The sequence below is a fragment of the Dolichospermum circinale AWQC131C genome (assembly GCF_000426905.1).
Taxonomy (GTDB): Bacteria; Cyanobacteriota; Cyanobacteriia; order Cyanobacteriales; family Nostocaceae; genus Dolichospermum; species Dolichospermum circinale.
Genome location: NZ_KE384628.1, coordinates 8,651 through 34,517 on the forward strand (window position 1 = coordinate 8,651; position 25,867 = coordinate 34,517).

General features: G+C 35.2%; 18 protein-coding genes. 14 read left to right on the top strand and 4 right to left on the bottom strand.

Translation table 11 applies throughout. The features are described 5' to 3' along the window. Positions 1–220: 220 nt before the first annotated feature. From petC to ACIR131C_RS0115840, 3 genes are all read left to right on the top strand, one after another. Positions 221–760 carry a cytochrome b6-f complex iron-sulfur subunit gene (gene petC, locus ACIR131C_RS0115830; protein ID WP_028082951.1) on the top strand — a complete coding sequence of 180 codons (540 nt, stop codon included), beginning with the start codon at positions 221–223 and terminating at the stop codon, positions 758–760. A gap of 122 nt (positions 761–882) precedes the next feature. Beyond that, on the top strand, positions 883–1,884 hold the full coding sequence (petA, locus tag ACIR131C_RS0115835) for a cytochrome f (protein ID WP_028090992.1): 1,002 nt from the start codon (positions 883–885) through the stop codon (positions 1,882–1,884). 148 nt (positions 1,885–2,032) lie between these two features. Then, complete coding sequence (locus ACIR131C_RS0115840) at positions 2,033–2,806, top strand: glucosamine-6-phosphate deaminase (RefSeq protein ID WP_028090993.1); 774 nt, start codon at positions 2,033–2,035, stop codon at positions 2,804–2,806. A gap of 41 nt (positions 2,807–2,847) precedes the next feature. Here the strand turns inward: ACIR131C_RS0115840 and ACIR131C_RS0115845 are convergent, their stop codons facing one another. From ACIR131C_RS0115845 to ACIR131C_RS0115865, 4 genes are all read right to left on the bottom strand, one after another. Next, positions 2,848–3,552, bottom strand: a complete 705-nt coding sequence (locus ACIR131C_RS0115845; protein WP_028090994.1) for a DevA family ABC transporter ATP-binding protein — start codon at positions 3,550–3,552, stop codon at positions 2,848–2,850. A gap of 18 nt (positions 3,553–3,570) precedes the next feature. Further along, a complete protein-coding gene (gene devC / locus ACIR131C_RS0115850; protein ID WP_028090995.1) occupies positions 3,571–4,746 on the bottom strand; it encodes an ABC transporter permease DevC in 1,176 nt (391 codons plus the stop codon). A 16-nt stretch (positions 4,747–4,762) separates the two neighbouring features. Continuing rightward, positions 4,763–5,992, bottom strand: a complete 1,230-nt coding sequence (locus ACIR131C_RS0115855) for an ABC exporter membrane fusion protein (RefSeq protein ID WP_028090996.1) — start codon at positions 5,990–5,992, stop codon at positions 4,763–4,765. Positions 5,993–6,317: 325 nt separating this feature from the next. After that, entirely contained in the window at positions 6,318–6,647 is a 330-nt protein-coding gene (locus ACIR131C_RS0115865) for a hypothetical protein (protein ID WP_028082946.1), read from the bottom strand. Between the two features lie 779 nt (positions 6,648–7,426). Between ACIR131C_RS0115865 and ACIR131C_RS0115870 the strand changes: the two genes are divergently transcribed. The 11 genes from ACIR131C_RS0115870 (at position 7,427) to ACIR131C_RS24730 (ending at position 25,501) form a co-directional block, all read left to right on the top strand. Then, entirely contained in the window at positions 7,427–13,732 is a 6,306-nt protein-coding gene (locus tag ACIR131C_RS0115870) for a type I polyketide synthase (protein WP_028090997.1), read from the top strand. A 46-nt stretch (positions 13,733–13,778) separates the two neighbouring features. Further along, a complete protein-coding gene (locus ACIR131C_RS0115875; protein ID WP_035372250.1) occupies positions 13,779–16,478 on the top strand; it encodes a PfaB family protein in 2,700 nt (899 codons plus the stop codon). Positions 16,479–16,622: 144 nt separating this feature from the next. Then, complete coding sequence (locus ACIR131C_RS0115880; RefSeq protein ID WP_028090999.1) at positions 16,623–18,284, top strand: PfaD family polyunsaturated fatty acid/polyketide biosynthesis protein; 1,662 nt, start codon at positions 16,623–16,625, stop codon at positions 18,282–18,284. A 62-nt stretch (positions 18,285–18,346) separates the two neighbouring features. After that, positions 18,347–19,675, top strand: a complete 1,329-nt coding sequence (locus ACIR131C_RS0115885; protein ID WP_028091000.1) for a phthiocerol/phthiodiolone dimycocerosyl transferase family protein — start codon at positions 18,347–18,349, stop codon at positions 19,673–19,675. A 12-nt stretch (positions 19,676–19,687) separates the two neighbouring features. Further along, positions 19,688–19,993 (top strand): acyl carrier protein, encoded by a 306-nt coding sequence (locus ACIR131C_RS0115890; protein ID WP_028091001.1) that lies wholly within the window; start codon positions 19,688–19,690, stop codon positions 19,991–19,993. Between the two features lie 139 nt (positions 19,994–20,132). Beyond that, positions 20,133–21,992, top strand: coding sequence for a TubC N-terminal docking domain-related protein (locus ACIR131C_RS0115895; RefSeq protein ID WP_028091002.1), 1,860 nt, complete (start codon positions 20,133–20,135; stop codon positions 21,990–21,992). A gap of 327 nt (positions 21,993–22,319) precedes the next feature. After that, positions 22,320–22,598 carry a transcriptional coactivator PipX gene (gene pipX, locus ACIR131C_RS0115900; RefSeq protein WP_028082939.1) on the top strand — a complete coding sequence of 93 codons (279 nt, stop codon included), beginning with the start codon at positions 22,320–22,322 and terminating at the stop codon, positions 22,596–22,598. Next, entirely contained in the window at positions 22,595–23,263 is a 669-nt protein-coding gene (locus ACIR131C_RS0115905) for a YggS family pyridoxal phosphate-dependent enzyme (RefSeq protein WP_028091003.1), read from the top strand. Before pipX ends, ACIR131C_RS0115905 begins: the two co-directional genes overlap by 4 nt. Before the next feature lie 451 nt (positions 23,264–23,714). Beyond that, positions 23,715–24,311: a cell division protein SepF gene (locus ACIR131C_RS0115910; RefSeq protein WP_028091004.1), complete on the top strand. Its 597-nt coding sequence runs from the start codon at positions 23,715–23,717 to the stop codon at positions 24,309–24,311. Between the two features lie 119 nt (positions 24,312–24,430). After that, entirely contained in the window at positions 24,431–25,255 is an 825-nt protein-coding gene (proC, locus tag ACIR131C_RS0115915) for a pyrroline-5-carboxylate reductase (protein ID WP_028091005.1), read from the top strand. 90 nt (positions 25,256–25,345) lie between these two features. Continuing rightward, entirely contained in the window at positions 25,346–25,501 is a 156-nt protein-coding gene (locus tag ACIR131C_RS24730; protein WP_231395476.1) for a helix-turn-helix domain-containing protein, read from the top strand. Positions 25,502–25,867: the final 366 nt, after the last annotated feature.

Below are 25,867 nucleotides of genomic sequence, written 5' to 3' on the forward strand. Positions count from 1 at the left end.
TATTTAGATTTTACATTTAGTTATGATGTTAAGTTCCGTGAGTCCAGTATGATAAGGATATAAAGAAATGTAATGCTAACAGAAAAGATGCTCACTTGAGTCTTGCACAAACAGGTACAGCATCGCTGCGGGCGTTATTAGTTCGATGCAGACAAGAATTACTCCAGTGCTGGTACTCTTGTCGAAATGGTTAATAAATTACACAAACAGCGCGTAGATTATGGCTCAATTTTCTGAAATCAATGATGTACCCGATATGGGTCGTCGTCAATTTATGAACCTGCTCACTTTCGGGACTGTTACCGGAGTAGCATTAGGTGCATTATATCCTGTTGTTAACTACTTCATCCCCCCTGCTAGTGGTGGCGCTGGCGGCGGTACAGTGGCTAAGAACGAATTGGGTAACGATGTTTCAGTCAGTCAATTTTTGAATAGTCATAATGTGGGAGACCGCGCTTTGGTACAGGGACTCAAGGGAGATCCTACCTACATTGTAGTTCAAAGTAAAGAAGCGATCGCTGACTACGGAATTAATGCTATTTGTACCCACTTGGGTTGTGTTGTCCCCTGGAATGTGGCTGAAAACAAGTTCAAATGTCCTTGTCATGGTTCACAGTATGACGCTACTGGTAAGGTGATTCGCGGTCCTGCACCAAAATCTTTAGCCCTAGCTCATGCAGCAGTTGAAGAAGACAAAGTTCTGTTAACTCCTTGGACGGAAACTGACTTCCGTACTGGGGATGCCGCTTGGTGGGCTTAAATACATAGTGCAAAAGTTATTAGTCTCCAGTCAAGAAGAAAAGGGATTTTCATCAACTCTTGACCAATGACCAATGACCACCGACCAATGACCGCTAACCACTGACAAATGACTTTATAGAGATGAGAAATGCCCTTACACCAGCGAGATTAACTCGCACCGCTAAAGTGATGGTTAATACATTGCTAATAGCGATCGCTACTGTGACTTTTTTCTTCACTAGCGATATAACCCGACCACAAACTGCTGCTGCTTATCCCTTCTGGGCCCAGGAAACCGCTCCTGAAACTCCCCGCGAACCAACAGGGCGGATTGTTTGTGCTAACTGTCACTTAGCAGCTAAAAATACGGAGATAGAAGTTCCTCAATCTGTACTTCCTGATACCGTATTTAAAGCGGTTGTCAAAATTCCCTATGATACCAGCGTGCAACAAGTAGGCGCGGATGGTTCTAAGGTTGGCTTAAATGTTGGGGCTGTGTTAATGTTGCCTCAAGGCTTCAAGATTGCGCCAGAAGACCGCATTCCTGAAGAAATGAAGGCAGAAGTGGGTGATATGACTTTCACCCCTTACACTGACGATAAGGAAAATGTTGTCATTGTCGGACCATTACCCGGTGAAGAATATCAAGAAATCGTTTTCCCTGTTCTTTCTCCTAACCCCGCTACAGACAAAAATATTCACTTTGGCAAATACGCTGTTCATGTAGGCGGTAATCGTGGCCGTGGACAAGTTTACCCCACCGGTGAAAAGAGCAATAATAACTTATTCAACGCTTCTGCTACGGGTACAATTAGCAAAATCGCTCAAACAGAAGATGAGGACGGTAACGTTAAGAATGTAATTAGTATCACAACTGCTGCTGGTGATGTTGTTACCGATACAATTCCCGTTGGACCAGAATTAATTGTTGCCCAAGGACAAGCAGTTAACACTGGTGACGCTTTGACTAATAACCCTAACGTTGGTGGTTTCGGACAAAAAGATGCAGAAATCGTCTTACAAGATTCCTCCAGAGTTGCATGGTTAGTTGCTTTTATTTGTTTGGTGATGTTAGCACAAGTAATGCTAGTTCTCAAGAAGAAACAAGTAGAAAAAGTCCAAGCTGCGGAAATGAATTTCTAAATTCAAGAATTGAGGAGTCAGAAGATGAGAATCTAAAGTTTTATTTATTTCGACTGAGATGATTCCTGATTCTGAATTATTTGTTATGGGACAGGCAAAAAGCCTGTCTTTTTTTTATAATGAGATATTGGTTATTGGTAATAAGTCAATGATAGAACCTACAAAATCTTTTTATGTTGATCATCTATTGGTACAAATTTACAGTTCTGCAATAGCCATGTCTAAAAGTGTGGCTAAAATCACACAGCAGTATTTACAAAATCTCCTTGATCAACAAAATCAAGTTACTATTTTATTAGCTACAGGTAATTCCCAAATTCGATTTTTAGATGCTTTAATAGCTTTAGGGGGAATAGATTGGTCACGGGTAATTTTATTCCATTTAGATGAATATTTGGGGATTACATCAGATCATCCTGGAAGTTTTCGTCATTATTTGCGGGAACGGGTAGAAAAAAAGGTCAATCCTCAAAGATTTTATTATATTGAAGGAGATACATTACAACCAGTAGCCGAATGCGATCGCTATAGTAAACTTTTAGAAAATCAACCCATAGATTTATGCTGTTTAGGTCTGGGGGAAAATGGTCATTTAGCATTTAATGATCCAGCAGTCGCAGATTTTCAAGATCCTGCTCAAGTTAAACTTGTCAAACTAGATGATGTTAACCGTCAACAACAAGTGAATACAGGATATTTTGCGAATTTAGCAGATGTTCCCCAATACGCATTTACTGTAACTATTCCCATGATTTGTGCTGCTAAAAAAATAATTTGTTTAGCACCAGATAGCAGAAAATCAAGGATAGTTAAAATCATGTTAACAGGAGATATTATCACAAATTGTCCAGCTTCTATTTTGCGTCAACAACCTCAAGCTAGTTTATTTTTAGATGTCAATTCGGCTAGTTTATTATCTTAATTAAATAACGACATTCCCGACTGATTAAAAAAGTCAGGGATCTATATATTCCTGATTTGCTGCATTAAATGACCATCTTCCATAGTAATGATTCTATCAGCAATATCTAAAATTCGGTTGTCATGAGTAACAATTAAAATCGTACAATCTTGTTCTTTGGCTAATTGCTGCATCAAATTAACCACATCTCGTCCTGATTTACTATCTAAAGCAGCCGTAGGTTCATCAGCTAATACTAACTTAGGACGACTAACCAAAGCGCGAGCAATAGCTACCCGTTGTTTTTGTCCCCCGGAAAGATCAGAGGGATAATAATTAATTCTATCTCCCAAGTTCACAGCATTGAGCATTGTTTCTGACTGGATATAAGATTCCCATTGAGAAATATTATGGTGTAATTCCAAAGACATTTGGACATTTTGCATAGCTGTGAGGAAATCTAGTAAATTATGGGCTTGAAAAATATAGCCAATTTGACGACGAACTTGTACTAAATCTTCCTTACTAGCGCCTAATAATTCCTGACCATTGAATTTTAAGCTCCCCGCTTGTACAGAACGTAAACCACCAATTAATGTTAATAAAGTAGTTTTTCCTGAACCAGAAGGTCCAGTCATAATCACAATTTCTCCAGCTTTGATAGTCAAATTAATATCAAACAAAGTTTGAGTAATTAATTTACCATGACCAAAGTAATGATGAAGATTAGTGATTTCCAAAATATTGTTACCAGGTAAATATTGCATTATTAGCGAGATTATTAGTTAATTAAAAATTTCCGCTGGATCTACCTTCCGAAGTTTATTAGTAGAAAAGAAACCAGAAGTTAAACACATAAAAATTACAGAAGTAAAGACTAATAATCCCTTACTAAAATCCATAACAATTGGTAATTTAGTTGCATCTTTAGCAATATCATATAACCCTAGAGAAATAGCAAAACCGGGGATATAACCCAAGACAGCTAAAATCAAAGCTTGTTGAAATACAACATTTAAAAGATATTTATTTCTAAATCCCATAGCTTTGAGTGTAGCAAATTGGACGAAATGAGTAGATATATTACTATAAAGAATTTGATAAACAACAATTACACCGACTACAAAAGCCATCATTACCATCAAATTAAATACAAATCCAATCGGTGTTCTTAATGTCCAATAGCTTTTTTCAAAATCAATAAATTCTTGACGATTCATGATGATGACATCACTAGGTAAACTTTTACTTAAAGTTGCTAAAATTGTCCGAGGATTAACATTTGCTTGCAGATGAATTAAGCCTATATCTACTTCATTTGCACCATGTTCTGAAAAGATTTTAAAAAAAGTAGAAGAACTAACAATTAAATTACCATCTACACCAAAGGAAGGACCAAGACTAAATAAACCACTAACTTTAACTTTATAACCAACAGTAGCCAAATAACTAAATATTTCCATAGTTATGGGTTGATTCTTTTGAAAATATTCAGCAATTGGTCCAAATTCTGGACGTGCAGCCCGATCAAAAAATACTTGATCAGGAATTTTTAATAATTGAAAATGTTGTTCAATTTCCGGTAGTTTAAAGATAGATTTGACAGGTTCAAATCCCAGAACATAAATAGGATATTTGCGGCCATTTATGGGGTTTTTCAGTTTAGCAAATTGTAGATATAAAGGTGCAACTGATTCTATGCCATTAAAACCCAATATCTGATATAAACGAATACGAGGAAAGCTTTGAGTGGAAGTCAAAGATTTGTATTGGGAGCTAATTAAAAACAAATCACCCTCCAGATTTTTATGTACTTGAGTAGCACTAGCATAAAGAGCATCTTGAAAACCAATTTGCATAAACATTAAAACAGCAACAAAAGCAATACCAGCTAAAGCTACAAAAAAGCGTACTTTTTGTTTTGCTAATTGCAGCCAAGCTAAAGGTATATTTGGAATCATGTTTTACTCCTATTAGCTATTCATTATTACCTACTCCTGACATTTGAATAAGAGCCTGTACCTGTAAATTAGTTAAATTAGAAAGTCGTTGATTATCTGCTAAGTTATTAATGCGAATTTTTACATCAACTATTCTGTTATCTGTATTTGAACCAGGATTAGCATTAAAGATATTTTGTCTACCAACTTGTAAACCAATATCTGCAACTGTTCCCTTTATTTTGCCACTAAAAGCTTCACTTGTAATTATTGCTGTTTGACCTAAACGAACTTTTGTAATATCAGTTTCATAAACTTCTGCAACTACATACATTTGTTGCGTTTGTCCTAATTCTAATATGCCTTTATTATCAATAATTTCTCCTGGCCAGGTATTAATTTTTAGCACTTGGCCATTAATAGGTGAACGAATATAACTTAAATTTAGCTCGGCTTGAGCTTGTTGAACAGATGCTTTAGCACTTTGCAGATTTGCTTGGGCAACTTGTACATCTGTGGGGCGAATTTCTGCAATACTATTGAGTCTAGCTTTAGATTCAGTTAACTGTTTTTGCAAAGTTTCTATAGTTCGTTTTAAACTAGCATTAGCCTCATTAAGTTGTTGTTGGACAGTATCTCGGCGTAATCTTTTAGTATCTGCATCAGAAGCAGAAATAGCACCATTTTGATATAATTTTTGATATCTTTTATTTTCGGTTTCTGAATTTTTTAATTCAGCTTTTAAACGAGCAATTGTGGCTTTTTGTGTGAAAAATGATCCTCGTAATTCAGCTTCTAAACGGGAAATTGCAGCTTTTTGAGCAAAAATATCACCCAATTTTGCACCTGCTTTTACTTGCTGAAGGTTTGCTCGACTAACTTCTACTTGTCTTTTTGCTTTTTCTAAAGCTGCAATATTAGGAATATAATTATCAAGAATTGCTACTACTTGTCCTTGACGAATTTTTTCTCCTTTTTTAACTAGGAGTTGATTAACTCTTATCCCTGTTTGAGAATTAGGTGCTGAGAGACGAATTACTTCTCCTTGGGGTTCTAAACGTCCTAAAGCAGCAACAGCGGTAATAGTAGGGATTAAATTAGGGGTAACAGAAGATATGGTAGAGGCTGATTTTGAAGTTTTCTGAAAATGAAAATATGAAAGGCCATAAATAGATATTACACCAGTAGCTATAACTCCAGAACTCGCCAATATTATCGGACATAAACCTACAGGTTTTATTAATGAGTGCTTTTCTTTGTGTAGCATAATTTTGTCTTTTAAATTAGGAAACATGACAATTTATGACTCTAAATAAGAGACAGAAAAGACATTACACTTGATAGCATCTCTTGATAACCTTGGGTCTAATATAATATCCAGCAAAATACTATTAATCAAAATCTTGCTTATTTTTTAAGACTTGATGATTATATAAAATACTTAACTAATTAAAGATCAAAATTTTGACAGGTAATTGGTAATTAGTTTTTGCAGGAATCATAAGTAATATTTGAAAAATTTTAGCCATTATATGCAAATATCAAATATCAAATATTATTCCTAATAATACCAATTACCAATATCAGGATTTTTATTTATTTAGAACTACCTCTTTCTCTTTTTTCTTCCGCATAATTGCCAAGTATTCGCTGCGTGTTCCGTCTACTCGGTAATGATCACAAATTTGACACAGTTTGAGAAGATCCAAACGACTAAAGATTTTTTGATGTTCAATAGCGTTGTCATTACGCCACCGCCAAAATGTTGTTCTATCAATTCGACGATTGCTTTCAGGCCATCTTCTTCGTGATAAAAAATCAACTAATTCATCTTCATAAAATGAGTAACCTTTTGGTAATTTGAGGAGATCTTCTCGTAACTCATTCAGCGGGATGAGTGGATCTAATTCAGATAGTCTCATGCCAGCAAGCCCTTATAGTTTTTGTAAGTTCAATATTGCAGAAGCCAAATGTTATAATCAAGTTGAACTGTCTGAGTTGATGCTAAAACATTGTTTTAATTTCCCTGATTTAATCATATAGAATAAACTAATTTTTTAAGAATTTCAACCTATATGCAACAAGTTGTTTCATAAAACGATAATTATCGCAATATATGAACTTTGTAAAAATTGCAAGTTTTAAATTCTTGACTTATTCTTAATTTTTATTATCTCAAAGTTTGGACTTAAATAAATTGAAAAATATTTTTTAATTCCTAAGATATATTTTATGGTGACAAATTTTACAGTCAGGAAAATATATTTCTGACGATAGATGTAAAAATACAGAATTTAGCAATAAATACAATTCCTCAAGATACCTGACTTCTTTTATCAATCAGGTATCTAGAACTCTTGATGTTCAAAATACGATTTTAAATCGGCTGCCTTGTTTATATTAAAGAGATATGAAATCTATATGCAACTTTGGTCACAATGGCTAAAACTTAGATAATAATGACTGTATTGGATAAGCTAAGATATTTATCTGACATCTCTATCAATTTTACATTTGCAAGACTTTTTTAAAGTTGCACGTAAGTTGCTAATGAGTTGTAATAGGGTTGTCACCACTTTTAAAGATGAAAATCAATAGGCTGGATATGCCTAAATAAATGAAAGTCATATCTTCTGAAATTAACTAAATTTTAAAAACCTTCTATTAACTGAATGCCCGATCAAAAGAGTGAAATATGATTATGGCTGCTTCCACATTTGAAGCTGCTTTCGCACGGTTACAATCTGAAATTAGTACCTGTGAAAGGTCTGTACTCAAGATGATAAAGGTGAAAAAAGATATGCCTAATACCACAAAGATGAAAGGTGAAATTAATACCAAATTGCGAACTACTAACATAGCAATTATTGGTATGGCTTCTATCTTTCCCCAAGCGAAGAATTTACAGGAATACTGGCAAAATATTATTCAGAAAGTGGATTGTATTACTGATGTTCCCCCTTCTCGTTGGCATATAGATGATTATTATGATCCTGACCCCAAAGCCCAAGATAAAACCTATTGTAAACGGGGTGGTTTTCTGCCAGATATTGATTTTAATCCCATGGAATTTGGCTTACCTCCTAATATTTTAGAGGTGACAGATATTTCACAGTTACTCGGTTTGGTAGTGGCAAAAGAGGCAATGGAAGATGCTGGTTATGGTGCATCTCGTCAATTTAATCATGAACGAACAGGAGTAATATTAGGAGTAGCAATTGGTAGACAATTGGCTGTTCCTTTGGGTGCAAGATTACAAGATCCACTTTGGAAAAAGGTTCTTAAAAATAGTGGTTTATCAGAGGAAGATAGCCAGAAAATTATTGAAAAAATCAAAAGTGGATATGTAGAATGGGAAGAAAATGCCTTCCCTGGAATGTTAGCTAATGTCATTTCTGGACGTATTGCTAACCGTTTAAATTTAGGCGGGATGAATTGCGTAGTAGATGCAGCCTGTGCGAGTTCATTAGGTGCATTAAGAATGGCTATTAGCGAATTAACAGAATATCGCGCCGACATGATGATAACTGGCGGTGTGGATACTGATAATTCTATTTTCGCCTATATGTGCTTTAGCAAAACCCCCGCTGTTTCCCCTGGGGATAAGGTGAAGCCTTTTGATGCTGATGCTGATGGAATGATGTTAGGCGAAGGCGTGGGGATGCTGGTAATCAAGCGTTTAGAAGATGCTCAACGAGATTGTGATCGCATTTATGCAGTTATTAAAGGTGTTGGCAGTTCTAGTGATGGTAAGTATAAAAGTATCTATGCTCCTCGTCCCGAAGGACAAATAAATGCTTTACGTCGTGCATATATAGAAGCAGAAATATCCCCTACCAGTATAGGTCTGATTGAAGCTCATGGTACAGGAACGATGGTAGGAGACCCTACAGAATTTAGCTCAATTACCACCGTTTTTAGTGAAAATAACCCCAAAAAACAGCATATCGCTTTAGGAACTGTTAAATCACAAATTGGACATACTAAAGCTGCCGCTGGTGCAGCTAGTCTAATCAAAGCGGCTTTGGCGTTACACCATAAAGTTTTACCAGCGACAATTAATATCAGTAAGCCCCATCCTAAACTGAACATTGAAAACTCACCATTCTACTTAAATACGGAGACGAGACCTTGGGTAAGTCATCCTACCCAACCGAGAAGGGCTGGAGTCAGTGCCTTTGGATTCGGTGGTACAAATTATCACGTTGTTTTAGAAGAATATGAACATGAACATCATCACCCGTACCGTTTACACCATACTCCACAATCCTTGCTAATATTTGCCCCTACAGCTTCAGCCTTGTTATCTCATTGTCAGCAAATCCACCAACAACTACAGAGTGAGAGTAAAGAAAAATACTATCAACAATTAGTTACTGATTCTCAACTTGGGAAGATTCCCCTTAATTACGCCAGAATTGGCTTTGTAGCCAATGATTTAGCCCAAGGGAAGGAATTACTGGAAATTGCGATTGAAGGGCTAAAACAGAAGCCTGAAGCCCAATCATGGGAACATCCTCAAGGGATTTACTACCGTCAAACGGGGATAGATATGACGGGTAAAGTGGTGGCTTTGTTTTCTGGACAAGGTTCACAATACTTAGAAATGGGGCGGGAGTTGGTAATGAATTTTCCTTGTTTGCGGCAAACATATACGCATATAGATAGTCTGTTGTGTGAAGATGGTTTACAACCTTTATCAACAGTAGTATTTCCACCACCAGTTATTGATAAAGCACAAAAGCAAATCCAGTTAGAAACATTGCATAAAACTGAATATGCACAACCTGCAATTGGTGTGTTTAGTGCGGGATTATATAAAATATTGCAACAAGCTGGATTTAAACCTAATTTTGTTGCCGGTCATAGTTTCGGTGAATTAACAGCTTTGTGGGTTGCGGGCGTATTAAGTGAAGAGGATTATTTGTTCTTAGCAAAAGCCAGAGGACAAGCCATGGCTGCACCTGTAAATCCTAATTTTGATGCGGGAGGAATGTTAGCTGTTAAAGGAGATATTAGTCAAATAATGGAAGTAATCAAAAACTTCCCCCAAGTAGTTATTGCTAATAGAAATTCTCAGAAACAAGTAGTATTAGCTGGGAAGAAAAATGAAATTAATCAAGTACAAGAAATTCTCAAAAATCAAGGATTTTCTACTTTTTTATTACGAGTTTCCGCAGGATTTCATACACCATTAGTATCTCATGCTCAAAAACCTTTTGCCCAAGCTGTTGAAAAAGTAAATTTCAACGAACCCCAAATTCCCGTTTATACAAATATCACGGGTGAATGTTATCCCCAAGAACCCCACGCTATCCAAAAGATTCTCAAGGAACAATTGTTAAATCAGGTATTATTTCAGCAGGAAATTGAAAACATTTATGCTGCTGGTGGTTATTGTTTTGTAGAATTTGGTCCCAAAAATGTCCTGACTAATTTAGTGAAGGAGATTTTGAGTGATAAACCCCACATAGCGATAGCTGTAAATGCAAATCATACTCAAGATAGTGATAAAATTCTCCGACAAGCTATAGTTCAATTGCAAGTAGCTGGATTATATTTGCAAAACATAGACCCCTACCAAGTCCCAAATAAAATTACTGAAGTTCCTCAACAAAAAGTTTTGAACGTGAGATTAAACAGTACAAATATTACCGAAAAAACTCAAAAAGCCTTTGCAAAAGCTTTAGAAAATGGTTCTCAGATCAGCTTTGTATCACCTCAACCAACAGTTAACGAAAAGCCTGTAACTTCATTTAATGAAAAATTAGAAGAAGCAGAAATTCAGCCCCAAAATTATGAAAAAGTTATTGATATCTTAGGAAATTTCATCACAGAATTTAGTCAACAACAACGGGATATTATTCACATTCATGAACAGTCATTGCACAGCCAAACAGAATACACAAAAACCTTTTCTCAATTAATGCAACAACAGTATTCATTATTAGAAAATAGTGAAACTACAGAACATCAAGCTAAAATTCTAGAATTAATAATTTCCAGTTCTGAACGTAACATGATGCGATTTCATGATCATCAAGGTGATACTCTGCGTATTCATGAAAAATACCTCAAATATCAACAGGAATATACCCAAAACTATTTTCAACTTTTCCAAGAACATTTTCATTTACTAACCTCAGAAAAAGCAGCTATTAATCATGTAAATCACCCTCAAATACTCAGCGACTCCGCGCCTCTGGGTGAGGAAAAAATCATCCCATTCATCAATAACGCAGAGAAAACTATTACCGTAGTTCCCAAAATCCCAATTAACATAGATAAAGCCACCCTGAGTCAAACCCTATTAAACATAGTCAGTGAAAAAACAGGTTATCCGTTAGAAATGTTAGAACTGTCAATGGATATAGAAGCAGATTTGGGAATTGATTCCATCAAAAAAGTAGAAATTTTAGGAAGTTTATTAGAACTATATCCCGACTTACCTAAACCCAACCCTGAAGAAATTGGAGAATTGAGAAATTTGGGCGAAATTGCTAGTTATATGCAGCAGCAAGCCCAGAAAATTACTAAGTTATTAACTGAAGAAATAGTAGAGATAACAAAAACCACACCTCAGCCAAATATCCGCCGTAGTATTGCAAAACTACAACAACTTTCCGCACCTGACAGTTTAGAATTTTCTCTTGCTGATAACCATATTGCATTAATAACTGATAATGGTTCTTTTATTACCGAGAGATTAGCAAAAAGTTTGACAGATAAAGGCTGGAAAACAGTGATTTTAAGTTTTCCTGGTATCGAATCAAATGTTAATCAAGGAATCAATAGAGTAGTTTTAAATGATTGGAATGAAGACACTTTACAACAACAGTTAAAACAAATTCATGATAATTATGGTACTGTAGCTGCATTTATTCACCTTCACCCGTTAACACCATTAGACGTAGATAAATCTATTCTTCGCCACGTTTTTTTAATCGCTAAATATCTGAAAGAACCACTAAATGAAGCTGCAAAATTAGGACGCAGTTGTTTTATTAACGTGGCGTATTTAGATGGTGAATTTGGATTAGGAGAAACCAATAAATTTAGTGCTATTGCAGGAGGATTATTTGGACTTACTAAGAGTCTTAATCAAGAATGGGAAAATGTATTTTGTCGTTCTATTGACCTAAATCCAGAGTTAGATTTAGAAACATCTGTTAAACATATTCTCGCCGAAATTCATGATTCAAATTTGTTAATTCAAGAAGTAGGCTATAGCAGCAAAGGTAGAGTTAACTTAATTGCAGATTTCACCCCATTAGTAACCACCAATTCTCCTAAAGAAATTACCAAAGATCAAGTATTTTTAGTAAGTGGTGGTGCAAAAGGAATCACAGCCCAATGTGTAATTAAAATTGCTCAAAAATATCAATGTAAATTTATTCTTTTGGGGCGTTCCAGCACAGAACCTGAACCAGTTTGGGCAGAAAATTGTGAAAATGAAGCGGAATTAAAACAGCGAATTTTAGAAAATTTCCAAGCCCAAGGAGAAAAGCCCACACCAATAATGGTACAAAAAAAGTATCAACTTATTTCCTCACAGCGAGAAATTCAAAATACTCTCAAAGCTATTCAAAAAGCAGGAGGACAAGCGGAATATCTGAGTATAGATATTACCGATAAAGTATTATTAGAATCAAAATTGGCAGATGTAATTGAACGTTTTGGGGCGATAACTGGTATTATTCATGGTGCAGGAAACTTAGCTGATAAACGCATTGAAAAGAAATCAATTCAGGATTTTGAAAATGTTTATGCAGCTAAAATTCAAGGTTTAGAAAATCTTTTAAGATGTGTACCAGCGAGTCAATTACAATATTTAGTTTTGTTCTCTTCCGTAGTCGGATTTTATGGCAATGTGGGACAATCAGATTATGCCATAGCCAATGAAATACTCAACAAATCTGCCCATTTAATTAAACATAATTACCCTAATTGTCATGTCATGGCTATCAACTGGGGACCTTGGGAAAGTGGTATGGTATCACCAGAATTAAAAAAAGCCTTTGCGGAAAGAGAAATTGAGGTAATTCCCATAGAAACAGGAACACAAATATTAATTGACGAATTAACAAACCCTGATCAAAATACAGTTCAATTAGTGATTGGCAGTCCTTTATTTTATGTTCCGTTGACCTTATCTAATGATTTAAAAAACTATCGCATTAAACGCCAATTAACATTAGCGGAAAACCCATTTTTACAGGATCATATTATCGCTGGTTTTCCTGTACTTCCTGCTACCTGTGGTTTGTCATGGATGACAAATGCTTGTGAACAAATATATCCCGGTTTTACAGCTTTTATTGCTTCAGATTTCAAAGTTTTAAAGGGCATAGTTTTTGATGAAACTTTAGCAAATGAATATGTTTTAGAAATTCAAGAACTTGCGAAACATGAAAATCAACAAATAGAACTTGCTGCTAAAATTAGTAGTCAAACGCCAGATAAAAAAATCCGTTATCATTTTAGCACGAATTTAATTCTCAAACGAGAAATTCCTCCAGTTCCAAATTATGAAAACCTAAACTTTAATCATGATCAAAATCTACTCAAAAATCATCAAGAATTGTATCAAGTAAATGCTTCTAGCTTATTTCATGGAGTCACTTTTCAAGGTGTAAAATCAGTTTTAAATACTAGTCTTAGTCAGATAACAATTGAATGCTTTTTATCAGAACCAACGGTAAGAGAACAAGGACAATTTCTAGTTAAAACATTTAATCCCTATATAGCAGATGTCCAGATTCATTCTCTCTGGATTTGGACTCAACATTTTCATCAAGTTGGCTGTTTACCATCAGAAATTAACAACTTTGAACAATTTGCAAAAGTGCCTTTTGGTGAAACATTTTATGTTACTTGTGAGGTGAAATCAAAAACAGAATCTTCGGTAATTACAGATGTGATTACCTATAATCGTCAAGGACAAATTTATAATCGCATGATTGGTGCAAAAGGAACAATTTTACCTAGACAAATAGCAAAATATTAGATACTTTTCACGCAGAGAATTAAATTCTAAAATCTGGAGAATGATCATGGAATTAATTGCACAAAATCCCAAGTTAGCAATTGTCGGTATGGATTGTTTTGTTAGTAATTCATCAACATTAAATAAATTTGAAAGACTGATTTATGAAACTAAGCAAGATGCAGTTATATCTTCAGATGATCAGCAAAGTCCATTAACTCGAGAAGTGATCAATTCTGCTCTTAAAGATGCTCAAATTAAACCGGAAACAAAAATAGGATTAATTATTATTTCTTCTTTAGAAAATTCTACTTTAGCTAATTATATTTGTGCGGAAGTAGGATTTTTGTCGGTAGAAAAATCCCTTTTATCAGCTTTATATATGAGTCAACAATTATTAACTAATCAACAATTTGAAGCTGTTTTAATTGTGGGAATAGATAGAAATTACCCAAGGGAAGTTAATGGAGGTGTATATACTTTTAGTTATGATGAAAATGCGAAAGATATAATTAAAACAGCAGGTGTAGCCGCAGTTGTATTTCAATTACATGAAACAGCTAAACAACAAAATCATCGTATCTATGCAGTTATTGATGGTTTGAGTGTAGTGAAACATTCTCCAAATCACCCAGAAATTGTTACTCAAGTTTGTCAGGAAGCGTTTCAAATAGCAGAGATTAAAGCCGCAGATATTGGTTATTTAGAAGTTGTTGCTAGTGGGATTTCTAACGCAGATACAGCAGAAATTCAAGGTTTAATATCAGCTTATCAGACAGGAAAAGAAAATCTCAGTTGTGCTATGGGTAGCGTTAAAGCAAATATTGGCAATACACAAGCCACTGCTGGTATATTTAGTCTGATCAAAACTGCGCTTTGTCTATATCATCGTTATATTCCTGGTGTTCCCCACTGGTCAAATCCTAAACAGCCAGAAATTTGGCAGGGAAGCCCTTTTTATGTAGCAGTAGAATCAAAACCTTGGTTTTTAGAATCTGATACGACTAAAAGAATAGCTGCGGTAAATATTACGGAAGAAGATAATCAAGATAATCAAGATAATACTTATGGACATTTAATTTTGTCAGAAGAAATCAGCCAGATAGAACGTAATAGTAAATATTTGGAACAAATGCCTTATTATTTATTTACTATTGCCGGAGATGATCCTGCTTCTTTATTAGCACAAATTACCGCACTTCAAGAAAATATTACAGGTATTTCTTGCCTATCTCAACTGGCTAGTAATTATTTCCAAAAATATCAGCGATATCAAAAATCAACCTATGCTTTAGCAATTCTATCACGACATCCAGAGGAATTAAAACGAGAAATTGAAAGGGCAATTCAGGGAGTAAATATTGCTTTCAATACTGGTAAAGATTGGCAAACTCCCCTTGGTAGTTATTTTACAATTAATCCCCAAGGAAAAAAAGGTCATGTTGCCTTTGTTTATCCTGGTTCTTTTACTTCTTATATAGGAATAGGCAGAAATATTTTCCGTCTTTTTCCCCAATTACATAATGATATTGTCATTAAAAGTGTTTATAATCGAGTCGCTAACATTGAAAAAATTCTCTATCCTCGTAGCATTAATAAACTATCAAAAAGACAACTAGAAACTATAGAACAAACATTAATAAATGATCCAGTTTCTATGCTGGAATCAGAAGTTGGTTTCGCTGGATTAATGACAGCAATTTTAAAAAAATATTTCCAGATTCAATCACCTTATGCTTTCGGATATAGCCTTGGTGAAACCAGTATGATGTTAGCCCAAGGTATCTGGACCAGCTTTAAAAGTACCAGTGATTATTTGCACTCATCACCCTTATTTAAAACCCGGCTATCAGGTCCTAAAAATGCAGTTCGTCAACATTGGGGATTACCTTTAATTGATGAAAATAAAGGCGAAGAATTGTGGAGTAGCTACATTTTGATCTGTGCATATTCTCAAGTAAAAAACATTTTAAAAAATGAACAACGAGTTTATATACCTTTAATTAATACACCAGAAGAAGTAGTTATTGCCGGTGAAACTCAGGCTTGTCGAAGAGTGATTGAAACTTTAAAATGTGACGCTTTTCCTACATCAATTAATCATGTAATTCATTGTGAACCAATGCAATCTGAATATGATGAATTAGTTAAAGTTAATACCCTACCAACTCAAACAGATTCAAACACAATTTTCTATTCTGCTGCTGAATATTCACCCATAAAAATTGATAGTCATTTAATTGGTAAAAATATCGCCAAAACCCTCTGCCAACAACTTGATTTTCCTCGCTTAGTTAATCATGTTTATAATGATCATATCAGAATCTTTATTGAAGTCGGTGTTGGTAGTAACTGTAGCCGTTGGATTAGCGAAATTCTCAAACATCAAGAACATCTAACTGTATCTCTAAATAAAAGAGGTGCAGATGATCACACCTCTATTATTAAAGCATTAGCTAAACTATTTAGTCATCGAGTTGAGTTAGACTTATCACCTTTATATTCTTTACCCAATATCAAATTTGAACAAGAAATTGCTTACAAAAATCAATCATCCTTGCCAGATACTTCCTTATTTAATTATGAACGCAGTATTAAATCTCTCCCTAATTATCAAGGTTTAAATGATAATAATCTGCGTTTGGCTAAAGCACACAGCTTTTTATTACAATCTCGACAAACATCGCTTCAAGAACTTAGCATATTTCTTCAGCAGCAATTAGATTTATACAAAAAAATGGTCATACAAACAAGAAAAGAAAAATAAAAATATAGATTTTTTTAATTTGAAATAGGACTCTAATATCAATTAGATTTTAGGCTGCACAGAATTATAAAATCCATTAATTTATCCGCGTTTATCTGCGTTCATCTGTGTTTTTAAAACCTAATATTCAAGTTAATCGAAAGTATGTTGAACAAATATCATCAAAGACTCAAATTTTCTCCCTCAATGAACAACAATTATCAAAGATGGCAAGGCGATTTAAATACTGTATCTTTCGATGCGGAAAATATTAAAAATAAACTGATGAATTTAGATTATCCTTGTTATATTCTCAATAAAGAAGGACAAATTGGTATTAGTAATGTAGGAAGTTTATCCTATAGTGCTAATGGTAAAACTAAGCAATTAGAAATGCTTTTAACTGTTCCTGCTATCGGATTTCATCAATTAGGTGATCCAAGCTTTCTAGAGTTTTATGGCGTAAAATACGCATATATGACTGGTGCAATGGCTCAGGGTATTGCATCAGAAGAAATGGTAATTGCTTTGGGAAAAGCTAACATTTTAAGTTCCTTTGGTGCAGGGGGTTTATCTCCTAATCGTGTAGAAACAGCAATTCATAAAATTAAACAAGTTTTACATAACAAATCCTATGCTTTTAACTTACTTCATAGTCCCAGTGAACCTGCTATCGAAGGTCGTTTAATTGATTTGTATTTACAGCATCAAATCAGAATAATTGAAGCCTCTGCATTCTTAGATTTGAGTGATAATATAGTTTACTATCGGTCTGCTGGACTAAGTTTAAATTCAGCTAATGAAATTGAAATCAACAATAAAATTATCGCCAAAATTTCCCGTCGAGAAGTTGCTACTAAGTTCCTCAAACCTGCACCTACAAAAATTCTGAAACAATTAGTTGAACAAGGATTAATTAGCGAATTACAAGCTAATCTGGCGGCTAAAATTCCTATGGCTGATGATATTACTGTAGAAGCAGATTCAGGAGGACATACAGATAATCGTCCTTTGATTTGTTTATTACCTTCTATCTTAGAATTAAGAGATGAAATTCAGCGTCAATATAATTATGAAAAACCCGTAAGAATTGGTGTAGCTGGTGGTATTTCCACACCCCAATCAGCATTAGCAGCTTTAATGATGGGTGCTGCTTATATTGTCACCGGTTCTATTAATCAATCATGTATTGAAGCTGGTACTTCTGAATATACAAAAAAGTTATTAGCTGAAGCAGAAATGACCGATGTAATGATGGCTCCAGCGGCTGATATGTTTGAAATGGGAGTAAAATTACAAGTTCTTAAAAAAGGAACTCTCTTTCCCCTCCGCGCTCAAAAACTATGGGAATTATACAAAAACTATAATTCAATTGCAGAAATTCCCTCAGATGAAATAGAAAAATTAGAAAAACAAATTCTGCGAAAAATAATTTCCGAAATTTGGCAAGAAACATCTACTTATTTATCTCAACATCACCCTGAAAAATTAAGCAAAGCAGCTAATAATCCTAAAGTAAAAATGGCATTAATATTTCGCTGGTATTTAGGACTATCTTCTCGGTGGTCTAATACTGGAGAAAAAGGTCGAGAAATTGACTATCAAATTTGGTGTGGACCAGCAATGGGAAGTTTTAATAATTGGGTGCGTGGTTCTTATTTAGCAGATATTAATAATCGTCAAGTAGTTGATATAGCCGATCAAATTATGACGGGTGCTGCTTATTTATATCGCATTCAAAATTTGAAAATTCAAGGTTTACAAATACCAGAAGAATTTAGTCAATATCATCCAGTATCTAACTTAAATAAACAACCAAGTTTGTAGTTAGCTCTTTAGTGCTATAAATGAGGGATAAATCCCTCACTACCAACTACAAGGTGATAAATATGGCTATAAATAGGAAATTGGGACAGCTAGAACAAACAATGGAAATCCTGAATCAACGAGCTAAAACATGGAACTTAGTTACTATTAGTCGTATTCAGGGAAATATTCAAGCAACAGTTCTTAGACAGTCTTTAGATATTATTCAATATCGTCATCCTGTCCTTAATTCTCACATAATTAATTCTGAAAATTCCTACTATTTTCAGTCCGCAGTTACAGGAAAACTTCCTTTAAGACTTGTTAATATTGTAGAAATTCAGGAATGGGAAGCAGTCGTTAATGCAGAAATGAATCAAGTAATTGATAGTAGTAAATATCTGCTAAGAGTTGTACTTGTAAAAGTATTAAATCAGCCAAATATCAATTATCTGATTACAACTACACATCATGCTATTACTGACGGGTTATCAAGCATCCAACTTCACTCAGAAATTTTAACCTATTGTCAAGAAATCACTGAAGGTCAATCTATTCCAGTAGTTAATACTTTAGAACATATTCCACCCATTGAAAAACTATTACCTGCATGGACAAATAGTTTTAAAAACAAACTATCTAGAATTGCTTTATTATTAAATATCGCACTTCAAAAATATTTGAATCCTCCAAAAACATTAAAAGTAGAAAACTATGTTCCCATTTCTCAGCGTGCTTGTCAAATCATTCATAGACAACTTAGCGAAGAATCAAGCCAAAAGTTTATTCAAAAATGCAGACAAGAAAATACTACAGTACAAAGTGCTTTATGTGCGACACTAATGTTAACAGTCTCCAAACAAATTAATAAAAGCTATGAAGATTATATTAAAGTTAGTTGTTTATCATATATTGATTTGAGACAAAGGTTAAAACCTAGAATTAATGCAGAAAATATGACAGTTTTAGCAACATCTTTGATGGGATTTTATAGAATTAAGAATAATATATCTATTTGGGAATTAGCACGGAAAATCAAAAATGATTTAAATAAAAAAATAAATCAAGGAGAGATATTTAACATGATATTTCTCGCTAAACACCTGATAAATTTTTCTTTGCTCTTCCCCAATCAAGTATCTGCTACAATCTCAGTTTCTAATGTTGGTAAAGTCAATATTCCCCGTGTTTATGGTGAATTAGAACTAGAGGAAATCAGTTTTGTTGGTTCTCATGCTTTATATGCAGGAATGTTTATTGTTCATGCTGCTACTTTTCAGGAAAAAATGACCTTAAATTTTGTGTTTTCTCAACCTGCAATTAATCGTCAAACTATGGAAAAAATTGTAGATGATTGTATATCAGATATGATGAAAATCTCCTCTCATTTGTCAATAATAGGAGGTGCATAAATGGATAATAAAATGAATAATAATTTATCCACTTATCTATTTAAAAACCAAGATAATACAGCTAAAATACAAGCTTGGTTAGTTTCCGAAATTTCGTCTTTATTGGCAGTCAACCCAGAAGAAATAGATATTCGTCAACCTTTAGATAGTTACGGCTTAGACTCAGCACAAACCATAATTATCGCTAGTAAGTCCGAACAGTTTTTGGGATGCAAATTATCTCTTATTCACCTTTGGTATTATCCCACCATTGAAGAACTTTCCATCAGACTATCTGAAGAATTAGAAAATTTACAGTCAGAAATTATCCAGATATAACCTCTACATATTCTGTTTAATTACTGACAATCTAGTTTTTCCTCCTTGATTATTGGGACACTTCGCTAGATTAGGAAAATCCTATCAGCCAGGTGTCCTCTTTTCTAAATTGTTGTTTTTAAATACGAGAAATTTTGTTATGAATGCAGCAGAAATTTTAGCCAAACTCACTCAAAAAGGTGTATTATTTTGGGCAGAAAATAGCAAACTTAATATTCGTTCTCCCCAAGGTGTAATTACTCCAGAAATACAATTGGAAATAGCTAGATATAAAGCAGATATTTTAGCATTAATTCAGGAAATGAATGTTACAGATAACTATACTAATCAAACTTTAATTCAAGGAATTAGTTTACCAACTATTGGTAAGTTAATTGGTGGTTTTTCTGGAGAATCACCTATTGGATACCAACCTCCAATTATTAATCCTAAATTCATGGCTGAAAACTTGAAGGTTACTTTTAGACCTTTGCCTGATTATTATCAAAATAAAGCTATTATTAGATTTCGTCAACAATTAATTTTCTACTTGCAAAAGCATGGTGTGACAGTAATTCCCTGGAAAGAAGCCACAATGGAATTACGACATACTATTAAAATCCCTATTATTAACTGGAATCAATCTTTAAAAATGCAGGTAGTTAGAGCAGATATTAATGCTATTGTGGACGTGGAAAGACCAAATTCATGGTTAAGAAAATTAGGCATAATTATCGCTGAAAGTTGGTATAAATTATCTTATAGATGGCTAAAAGAAAAACAACAAATGTCTGTTGTACAAATTGCTAAATTGAGTAGTTGGGCTGAAGATCACGCAGCTAAATATGTGGAAGATCCTACAAATACACAAGTGGTAATCTTGACTGATATAAATGATAAATTTGTTAACCCAACTACACCTTATACAGAAAAAATCCCCATGGGGATAAATACACTAGTGAAAACTTTTTCAGAAATTGTCATTGGTATATCCCATGAAAAATTTTCTATTCTAAATATGAATCTCTCAGATTCTAACTTTGATCAGGATGAAGTTGAAGATTTTGCCTTAAAATCGCTTATTCCTAAAATATTTGTCCCTATTACTCCTTTATTGATTAACCATTTTCAACTGGGAGAATATAATCCTCATTTATCAAAATATGCTCATAAATTGGTAAAAATGGGTGAAGAATTAGGATCTACAGGTTTGTTTCCAGCGGGGTTTAAATTAGACCAAGTTATTAAAAGAAAATCCCATAGAGATATTGTCAATGTTATCGTTAATGGCAGAACAGGAGTATCTTACGGTTTTGTAGCTTATGCTGAACCTCCTAATTATGTAGGTGAACCAGAAATCACTATTGACGCATGGGAAAATCTATTACCTGTACCCGGATTTAGTAGTTATGAACTTCGTCAAAATCAACAAGGTAGACGTTATCTAAAACTAAATATCAACGCAAAAAATAGATTTAAACAAATACCTGATATTTGGCTAGTTAGTTCTCGGTCTGGCGCAAATAAAACAGCTTTAAATATTGATTCTGATATTCTTCGTATTGGTTTAAAAGACAAATTACATCTACAATTACCATTAGGAAATCAATCAAAAAACGCAGATATTAAACCTTCCTATGATATCTATGTCATGTTAGCTATTAGTCTAGCAGCGGCTTTATACACACCAGAATTAATTAAAAATGGTGCGCCCATAGTTCACTTTCATGGTTATCCTGATTTTGATTGGTTTCAAGAAAATGAATACTGTGTGGGGATGAATAATCCTGCTGTACCTTGTGGAACTTATGAATCAGGAGTTTTAAACTTTTTAGGAATTGCTAATTTAGGTAATCAAATAATTAATAATGTCAAATTAATTAGCTTGGTAGAACCAGATCATGGTACAAATTTTATTGCCGATGATTTAGAGTATTTAATAACTAGGTTAAAAGCGGGCTGTGTGACTGGACAAATTGAATTAGGCGGTAAAAATTTTCCTTCTCTGAAAAATCGGTGACAGGAAAAAGCTAGGGGACTGGGAAGCAGGATAAAAATTTATTTCTCCTTTTTTCTTTCTTTCTCCCGACTCCTGCTATATGCCGGCTGGATAAATGTCCATCTTTGCGCCATTAAGGGAGAATTGTGGCACGATGGAGGCAGCCATGGCAATACCGCATCAACTTAGGTTATGATCCAATACAAAAAAGTATTGTTAGCTGTGGGAAATTGTAATACAATAGTTATTTTCCCATTGTCAACGAAAATTTTGGCGGAAGGGACGTACTATCCTCTGAATGTTAGTTAATTGCAAAACACCCTATATACTCCCAACCTTGACTAGGAAATGAATCCAGAAAACTCAGAAACTTACCTAAATCATCCAACTTGGGGTTTGCTTTATAGGATCAGTATGGTTGATGAGAACCAGGATCTGTTTACCACACTCTATGCCCAACGCTTATTTTTTCTGGTAACAAGTGAACTTAAAGTCCTGAAATTTCAGCCCATTGGCCGCACTGAAGCTAGAATGATGCTGGAAAACCGTTTACGTATTTTGCGCCGTAGTGGTAACTCCCAAGAGTATGATCAACTTCAAGGTGTTTTCCAGCGCACGTTCCAATGACTAATTCCATTAGCGATCGCCTTGCTAATATTCGCCCCTCACTACCCCCTACAGTGAGGTTGATTGCTGTCACAAAAAGAGTATCTACTGAATTTATGCGGCAAGCATACACCGCAGGAATTCGTGATTTTGCCGAAAGTCGCATCCAAGAAGCTGCCAGTAAACAAGCCGAGTTACAAGATTTATCGGATATTACCTGGCACTTTATAGGACATCTACAAAGTAATAAGGCTAAAAAAGCCTTAGAACTATTTCAGTGGATTCACTCCGTAGATAACTTAGCACTAGCACAACGCTTAAATACTCTAGCGCAAGAATTGGGAGTGACCCCAAAGGTATGCTTACAAGTAAAAATTCTCCCCGATGCGAATAAATCTGGTTGGATGATTCCAGAATTATTTGCTGACTTGGAAGCACTCAATCAATGTCAAAATTTACAAATTCAAGGTTTGATGACAATTCCGCCTCTAGGGTTGGAATCTGAAGAAATCTTGAATGTGTTTAATAGTACATACGAACTAGCGCGAACCATCGGATCACAAAATTGGTCAAATATTACAATGCAGCAGTTATCAATGGGTATGTCTGGAGATTACCAATTGGCGGTGCAAGCAGGGGCAACCATGGTAAGATTAGGTACAATACTGTTTGGTCAACGTTCGTAGATAACGCTGTAGCTGTGGTGATCCAGAACAGATTGACAATCCTTCGAGAATCTATACTCTCAGCTATTGATATAGCGGTATGCAATTAAATCAGATACTAATTTTGATCACAAAGGCCTAATTAAGGATTTTACTCCTAGCCGCTGAAAGTCGCCAGAATTGTCAAAAAATAAAATAATCTCATAAATAATGCTGAATTGCAAAAGGGGTCTGACCACCTTTATTTTTAATTATCATTAGGCTATAATCTTAACTTGTTGTTATGGATTCGTTAATGTACGGGCATTAACATGAATAATGTTGATAATTGATCATTTGTACTAAAGAATAAAGTAAGTAGTACAATTTATAAGTCAAGCATCTACTATAGTTATGAATACTGGCTACAAGCCGCCGAAATGCAACTTATAGCCAGAAAAATTAGGGTAATTTTCATCCGGGAGTGTACAACATGGCCAATATATTTTCTAAACTCAGGGATTTTGTCGGTTTGAATGAGCAGGTAGAATACGAATACTACGAAGAAGAAGCCGATGCCGGCGATAATTATCAGAATGTCTATCAACAACCCAATCCTCAGCCCACCCCACAGGAAACTGCTCCTCCTCGACGTTGGCGAGAAAATCCACCTGCAACCACAGATGAAATAGCACCAACAGTATCCAAGCCTATGAGTAATGTTATTGGTATGCCGGGCGCAATTAATGGAATATCTGAAGTTCTAGTTTTAGAACCTCGGACATTTGAAGAAATGCCTCAGGCAATTCAGGCCTTACGCGAACGCAAATCAGTAGTATTAAACTTGACCATTATGGACCCTGATCAAGCTCAACGGGCAGTTGACTTTGTTGCCGGTGGTACTTATGCCTTAGACGGACATCAAGAGCGAATTGGCGAAAGCATCTTCTTATTTACCCCCAGTTGCGTACAAGTTAGCACCCAAGGCGGTTTAGTACATGAAGTACCTATTAACCAAGCCCGTCCTGCCCGTCCCCCTGTTACACCAACGTCAGCTTGGGGAAATGAACCCACGCGGATGGCACAGTAGCGCTAAATTAGTCATTAGTCCATAGTTTTAAATCCCCAATTAATTGTATTCGCCCTAGCGTTTCGTAAACAAGGATAATTAACTATTAAGAATTGACCACTAGCTAGTGACTAATGACAATGAATATAAAATTTGGCTTAATTGGTGGCGGGGTAATGGCAGAAGCCCTATTATCCCGCCTTATTACAATTGGTACTTATCAACCATCAGAAATTATAGTCAGCGAACCCCAGGGGGAACGCCGCAGCTATTTAGAACAAAAATATGGAATATCTGTAACTACAGATAATAGTCTGGTTTTAGGGGAAGCAAAGGAAGCTGTTATGTTGGCAGTCAAACCCCAGATATTTACTACTGTAGCGCAGGAATTAGCGCATATTCTCCCGGCAGAAAATTCACCCGTAATCATTTCTATACTAGCGGGTGTAAATTTAAAACAATTGGAAGCAGCCTTTAGCCAATTCCCCATAATTCGCTCTATGCCTAACACTCCCGCCACAGTAGGCGCGGGAATGACGGCAATTTCTCTAGGTGCTTACACTTACGCTAGTCATAAACAAATAGCAGAAAAGATTTTTGCTGCTGTGGGGGAAGTGGTGGAAGTTCCCGAAACCCTGATGAATGCAGTTACAGGCTTGTCTGGGAGTGGACCTGCTTATGTGGCATTGATGATTGAAGCTTTAGCTGATGGTGGTGTTGCTGTAGGTTTAAATAGAGCAATGGCACAACAACTAGCTATACAAACAGTATTAGGAACAGCTAAACTTTTACAAGAAACCAAAATCCATCCCGCTGAACTCAAAGACAGAGTTACCAGCCCCGGTGGTACGACAATTGCTGGTGTTAGCGCGTTGGAAAAGGCCAGCTTCCGTTCTGCTGTTATGGAAGCTGTCAAAGCCTCGAAGGAACGCGCTCAGGAATTGGGGTTTGAAAATGTCACTTAAATTCTAGCCAGATGTAGACAAACTTGCCGGAATGTACTTTTTTAGATTAATTTTAGATTAAATAGCAATCAAAGCATTGGAGGTCGAACAATGTTACTTAGTTTCAAGAATGCGCTCATCCCAAACAACCAACAAGTTACAGCTTTTCTCAAGGCTTCTGGAGTAGCTAGACAAGCCTACAATTGGGCAAATGCTGAAATTAAGGATTATTTTAGCCGCCCAACAAAAAGAAGGCGAAAAACTTAAACTCCCATCAACAATTCAAGAGTCATCTTGAGACTACAGTGAAGCAGGAAATAAACACTAAGATGATCGCTGTCCAGATGTGTCTAGACTTAGATAGTTTTGGGTAAGTTTTATAGATCAGTCTCAGCATCATCATTTAACTTTGCTCTCTGAGTGTCCTAATTGTGGGACGAGGTTTAAAATTCTGGCGTTGTGGGTTGATGGTTGGTGTCATCGGTGTTTTTTGCCGTTTGGGGAGATGGTAAAGAGTCAGAATTTTATTGAATCACATAACAAAATTTAAACATAAATCTTCAAAATCCTTTCATCGAAGGATGCTCCCGCTTACAGAGTGATTAATTTTTGTGATTTAGAAACGAAAACTGA